General features: G+C 68.4%; 7 protein-coding genes. All 7 read right to left on the reverse strand.

Going from position 1 to position 5,434, the window contains the following annotated elements; translation table 11 throughout:
* A partial coding sequence (locus DD1DGNOD_RS29700; protein ID WP_283234716.1) for a beta-ketoacyl synthase N-terminal-like domain-containing protein occupies positions 1-733 on the reverse strand: 733 nt, incomplete at its 3' end.
* Complete coding sequence (locus DD1DGNOD_RS17215) at positions 730-2,061, reverse strand: beta-ketoacyl-[acyl-carrier-protein] synthase family protein (RefSeq protein WP_131767499.1); 1,332 nt, start codon at positions 2,059-2,061, stop codon at positions 730-732. The genes DD1DGNOD_RS29700 and DD1DGNOD_RS17215, both read right to left, overlap by 4 nt.
* Positions 2,058-2,534 (reverse strand): cupin domain-containing protein, encoded by a 477-nt coding sequence (locus DD1DGNOD_RS17220; protein ID WP_131770613.1) that lies wholly within the window; start codon positions 2,532-2,534, stop codon positions 2,058-2,060. Before DD1DGNOD_RS17220 ends, DD1DGNOD_RS17215 begins: the two co-directional genes overlap by 4 nt.
* Positions 2,535-2,556: 22 nt before the next feature.
* A complete protein-coding gene (locus DD1DGNOD_RS17225) occupies positions 2,557-3,057 on the reverse strand; it encodes an SRPBCC family protein (RefSeq protein WP_131770614.1) in 501 nt (166 codons plus the stop codon).
* 29 nt (positions 3,058-3,086) lie between these two features.
* Positions 3,087-3,347, reverse strand: coding sequence for an acyl carrier protein (locus DD1DGNOD_RS17230; protein WP_131767500.1), 261 nt, complete (start codon positions 3,345-3,347; stop codon positions 3,087-3,089).
* Positions 3,344-4,711 carry an acetyl-CoA carboxylase biotin carboxylase subunit gene (locus DD1DGNOD_RS17235; RefSeq protein ID WP_131767501.1) on the reverse strand — a complete coding sequence of 456 codons (1,368 nt, stop codon included), beginning with the start codon at positions 4,709-4,711 and terminating at the stop codon, positions 3,344-3,346. Before DD1DGNOD_RS17235 ends, DD1DGNOD_RS17230 begins: the two co-directional genes overlap by 4 nt.
* Before the next feature lie 33 nt (positions 4,712-4,744).
* Positions 4,745-5,371 (reverse strand): biotin/lipoyl-containing protein, encoded by a 627-nt coding sequence (locus DD1DGNOD_RS17240; protein ID WP_131767502.1) that lies wholly within the window; start codon positions 5,369-5,371, stop codon positions 4,745-4,747.
* Positions 5,372-5,434 lie beyond the last annotated feature (63 nt).

Raw genomic sequence — 5,434 nt, forward strand, 5'->3', positions numbered from 1 at the left:
GGGCGTGGTCGAGGTCCTCCACGACGAAGACCGCGCCGCCCTCCCCGGGAACGTAACCGTCCGCATCGACGTCGAACGGGCAGTAGGCGCGGGCCGGATCGGTACGGGACGTCATGGCATGGTTGTGCTGCTGGCAGGTCAACGCGTACGGGGACAGCGGCGCCTCGGTCCCACCGGCGAGCACCACCGGGGTCCCGCGGCGGACGAGCCGCGCCGCGTGGGCGAAGCTGTCCAGGCCACCGGCGCTCTCCGACACCAGGACCACCGACGGCCCCTTCATGCCGTGCCGGATCGACAGCTGCCCCACCGTGGCCGCGTAGAACCAGGCGATCGACTGGTACGCACCCACCGTGCACGACGGTGAGCTCCACAGGCGTTGGAGCTCGTGCTGACCGAACGCGTTTCCGCCGGAGCCGCTGGCGAGCGCGACGGACATGTCATACGGGTCGAGGGCTTGCGGGTCGATCCCCGCGTCCGCCAGTGCCTGGTCGGCAGCGCAGAAGGCCAGGTGCGTCCACCGGTCCGTCTGCACGACGAACCGGCTCGGCATGTGCTCGGCCGCCCCGAAACCGTCGACCTCACCGGCGATGGTGGTGTCGTAGCGCGACGGGTCGAACTGGGTGATACGCCCGAGCCGGCTCTCCCCGGAGAGCGCGGTCTTCCAGTACGTGTCCGCGCCGATCCCACTGGCGCAGACGATCCCGATCCCGGTGATCACAGCGCGCGGCGTCACCGTCCGGCCTCCACCTGCTGGTGGCTCTCCGCGGCCGGCAGGCTCCGCCCAGTATGCCGGCCGCTTCGGGCGTCCGCTTTGAAGACCATGGCTGACTGGAACCCCCCGAAGCCGCTGCCGACCGACAGCGCGACATCGACCCGCTGCTCACGCGCCGTGTTCGGCGTGTAGTCGAGATCGCACTCCGGATCCCGATTGGCCCAGTTCGCCGTCGGCGGGACGACCCCGTGCTCGATGGCCAGGGCACAGGCGGCCATCTCGATCGCACCGATCGCACCGAGCGAATGGCCGACCATGGACTTGATCGAACTGATCGGCACCTTGTAGGCGTGCTCACCGAGAACGCGTTTGAAGGCGGCCGTCTCATGCCGGTCGTTCTGCTTGGTCCCCGAACCATGAGCGTTGATGTAGGAGACCTCGGTCGGCGCCAGCCGTCCCTGTGCCAGCGCGTCGCTGATGGCGACGGCCATCTCCGCGCCGTCGGGACGCAACCCGGTCATGTGAAAGGCGTTACTGCGGGTAGCGAAACCGGCGACCTCGCAGTAGATGTGCGCGCCGCGGCGGCGGGCGTGCTCCATCTCCTCCAGGACGAGAACGGCGCCCCCCTCGCCCAGGATGAAGCCCTTGCGGTCCCGGTCGAAGGGCCGGGAGGCGTGCTCGGGGTCGGAGTCGTCCGGCGACGTCGCCTTGATCGCGTCGAAGGAGGCGAGCGTGACCGGGGAGATCGGGGAGTCCGACGCACCGGCGATCATGACGTCCGCCTCCCCGTCGGCGACGAGCTGGTAGCCGTAGCCGATGGCGTCGATCCCGGACGTGCAGCCGGTGGAGACGACCTGCGCCGGGCCGTGGGTCCCGAACTGGCAGCCGACGTCGGCCGCCAGGCTGCTCGGCATCAGCGCCTGGTACAGGAACGGCGCGGCGTAGTCGGGATCGACCAGCCACTGCCGGCCGGTGTCGCTGGCCACGACGTACTCGGTTTCCAGCGCCGTCGTGCCCCCGACCGCCGTACCCATCGCCACACCGGTGGCGTTCGCGGTCGGCTCGTCGAAGACGATCCCGCTGTCCGCGACGGCCTCGGCAGCGGCGGCCATGGCGAACTGGATGTAGCGGTCGGAGCGCCGCGCCTGGCGGGGGGAAAGCCCGGCGGACGCCGGATCGAAGTCGCATTCGGCGGCGACCCGGGAGCGAAACGGCGACGGGTCGAAGAGGGTGATGCGCCGGGTGGCGGTCCGTCCCTGCGTCACGGTGGACCAGAACGCCTCCCGCGTCACCCCACCCGGTGCGACCACGCCCACACCGGTCACCACAACGCGGCGGTGGGCGCTCACGTCGAGGCCACCGGGTCACCGTCAGCGCGTTCGGTGTTCACGTGGTTGGTGCTCACGTGGTTGGTGTTCACATGGTCGGTGTTCGCGGCATCCTCGGTGTCCACGTGTCCGAGCTCGGGACGGGGAGCCAGGGGACCGAGGTGGAAGACCACCGACGCCTCCTCGGCGCCGGTGTTGCGCAGCCGGTGGCGCGTCCCGATCGGGATGTAGAGCCCCTCGCCGGACCCGACGACCACCGGGACGTCGTCACAGTCGACGACGATGCCCCCTGTGGCTACGTAAAGAAATTCTTCGCTGTACGGGTGGTAGTGCTCGGCGATCTTCTCGCCGGGAAGAAGGGTGGCCACACCCATGAAGCCCGAGGTGCTACCCACCGTGCGCGGACCGAGCAGCACGCGCAGCTCTCCCCCGCGACGCCTGTCCGATGGAACATCGCGGACGGCCACATGCTGACAGCAGGATGCGACAGTCATGTCCTGTACTCCTTCTCACTCGTCATGCGCCCGCGTCGCGGGCCCCGCCGGCCCCGCCGGCCACACCGACCCCGCCGGCCGCCAGCTTCTCGACCTTGTCGCGGATGACCTCCATCTGGATCACCGAGTTGTCGTTGATCCGGGCGGTCATCGCCTCGTCGTCGACCGGCGCGTCCGGACGCATGGCAAAGTCCTGCACCCACGTCATCCGGACGCCGTCGCCGGCATCCTCGTACGACCAGTAGATGTTCATGTACTGGAACGGACCGGGCTCGACCCGGTGCGCGCGCACCTCACGCAGGCCGCGGTCGACCGTCCGCTGGCTTACCCACGACCAGATCCGCCCGTTTTCGTCCGGATGCATGGTCAGCCGGAAACGGACGGTGTCCCCCGCACGTTCGAGAACCTCCACCGAGGCGTACTCCGTGAACAGGTCGGGCCAGTTCTCCAGGTCGTTCGTCGCATCCCAGACGACGTCGAACGGTGCAGCGATGAACACTGAGTTCTGCGTGTGTCCCGGCATCTCCTACGAGACCTCCTCGAGATTTTCGTTCACAGATTTTCGTTCACAACGGCGGCAATTTCGCTCACGGTCATGGTGACGGCTTCGTCGGGGATCTCCACACCGAACCTCTCGACTATCACCGCCTGCAGCTCGAGGACAGCCAAAGAGTCGATCTGCAGCTCCGTGAGGGAGAGATGCTCGTTTCCGAGAAAAACATCGGGATCCGCACCGGCCCGCTCGACGAGAATCTCGCAGATCGTGGTCGGTGTCACGACGGACCGGGTGTTCCCGGTGGCTTCAACACTCATCGCCGTACCTTTCCGGAGTCCGTGAACAGGCGGTCGACCAGGCTGGTCGAGTACTGGCCCTTACGGAACTCGGTGTCGGCCAGCACGCGTTTGATGAAAGGAATGGTGGTACGTACGCCGGGCCCGTCGACGTCGAACTCGCCGAGCGCGCGCTCGGCCCGGCTCAGAGCCTCGGCCCGGCTGGGTGCCCAGACCGACACCTTGGCCAGCAACGAGTCGTAGTACGGGCTGACCCGATATCCGGGGAAACCGTGGGTGTCCACCCGGACGAACGGACCGGACGGTGGGGTGAACCGGTCGAGCCGGCCCGCGGCCGGTGCGAATCCCCGGTCGGGATCCTCGGTGTTGACCCGGCACTCGACGGCGACGCCGCGTATGACGACGTCCTCCTGCCGCAGCCGCAACGCAGTGCCGGCCGCGACATGGAGCTGCTCGTGGACGAGGTCGCAGCCCGTCACCATTTCGGTGACCGGATGTTCCACCTGGATACGGCTGTTGATTTCGATGAAATAGTGGTTCTGGTCCTCGTCGACCAGGAACTCGACCGTGCCGAGGCCGGTGAAACCGACCGAAAGCGCGCCCCGCACCGCGTCCCGGCACATCTCAGCCACCCGGTCGGGATCGAGTTCGGGCGCGGGCGCCTCCTCCACCAGCTTCTGGTGGCGGCGCTGTACCGAGCAGTCCCGGGTGCCCAGGTGGATGCCTCCGCCGTGGGCGTCACAGAGGATCTGCACCTCGACATGGCGGGCCCGCTCGAGAAAGCGCTCGACGTAGATCCGGTCGTCACCGAACACCGCCCGTGCCGCCGCCCGCGTGTCGGTGAACGCCGTCGCGAGCTGCGCGGCCGAGCGGACGACCGTCATACCACGGCCCCCGCCGCCGGCCGCGGCCTTGATGATGACGGGATATCCGATGGCGTCGGCGATGTCACGCGCGTCGGCGATACTGCGCGCGACATCGGCGCTGCCGGTGAGCAGGGGCAGGCCTGCCTGGCGCATCAGGGCCCGGGCCACGCTCTTGTCCCCCAGCGAGGCCATCACCTCCGGCGGCGAACCGATGAAGACCAAGCCGGCGTCGGCACATATCTCCGCGAAGTCTGGATCCTCGGAAAGAAACCCGTAGCCGGGGTGGACGGCGTCCGCCTCCGTCATTCTTGCTGCCTCGATGATGGCCGCCGCGTTGGCGTAGCTGCGCCGCGGCGGTGGCGGCCCGATACACACCGCCTCGTCGGTGTAGCGACGGACGAGAGAATCCTTGTCCGCCGTCGAATAGACGCCGACGGTCCGAATTCCGAGCTCGCGACATGCCCTGGCCACCCGCAATGCGATCTCGCCGCGGTTCGCAATGAGAACTTTCTGGAACAAATCTTCACCCCCCCGCGTGAAATGGGATTACCGCTACGGCGCGATCTCGACGAGAACCTGGTCGAACTCGACCGCCTCCCCGTTCCCGACGCAGATCCGGGCCACTTTTCCACCGATGTCGGCGGTCACCGGGTTCAGCAGCTTCATCGCCTCGATGATGCCGATCGTCGCACCCGCGTCGATGACGTTGCCAACCGTGACAAAGGGCTCCGCCCCCGGTTCGGGCGCATGATAGAAAGTCCCGACGATCGGTGCCGTGACAACGGCCACGTCGGCATCCGCGGTGTCCCCGCCGGCACCGTTTCCGCCGGCACCGTTTCCGCCGGCACCGTTCACAGCGGCGCCGTTGCCGTCGGCCGGGTTTCCGGTGGCCACCCCCGCGGCAGCCGTCTTCTCGACGGATCCGCTTTCGGTGGATGTGTTTCCGGCGGACGTGTTTCCGGCAGGCAGCGCCGGGACGAGCGAGGCGACCCGTTCGAGCTGCGCCGCGGCATCCACGCCGAACGCCAGCCGCGACCACTCGACCTCGATGGTGACGTCCCCGGAGCAGACGCGGATACGGCCGAGCTGGCCGGGCAGCTCCCCGGCCAACCGGGTCGCGTGCTCGTGCAGGGAGCGCAGGACGTGCTGGCGCTGGTCGATCGCGTTGGCCGGCCTCATACGGCCTTCTCCTCTTGTCGTTCGCGCGGCTGCGGCGGCGCGATGTCGGTGGGGGTGGTAACG

Origin of the sequence: Candidatus Protofrankia californiensis (genome assembly GCF_900634765.1) — a bacterium.
In the GTDB taxonomy this organism is placed as follows: Bacteria; Actinomycetota; Actinomycetes; order Frankiales; family Frankiaceae; genus Protofrankia; species Protofrankia californiensis.

Excerpts from the sequence above, each read along its gene's own strand:
- DD1DGNOD_RS17220 (WP_131770613.1), bottom strand. The coding sequence starts at position 2,534 with ATGACTGTCGCATCCTGCTGTCAGCATGTGGCCGTCCGCGATGTTCCA.
- DD1DGNOD_RS17240 (WP_131767502.1), bottom strand. The coding sequence starts at position 5,371 with ATGAGGCCGGCCAACGCGATCGACCAGCGCCAGCACGTCCTGCGCTCC.
- DD1DGNOD_RS17225 (WP_131770614.1), bottom strand. The coding sequence starts at position 3,057 with ATGCCGGGACACACGCAGAACTCAGTGTTCATCGCTGCACCGTTCGAC.
- DD1DGNOD_RS17230 (WP_131767500.1), bottom strand. The coding sequence starts at position 3,347 with ATGAGTGTTGAAGCCACCGGGAACACCCGGTCCGTCGTGACACCGACC.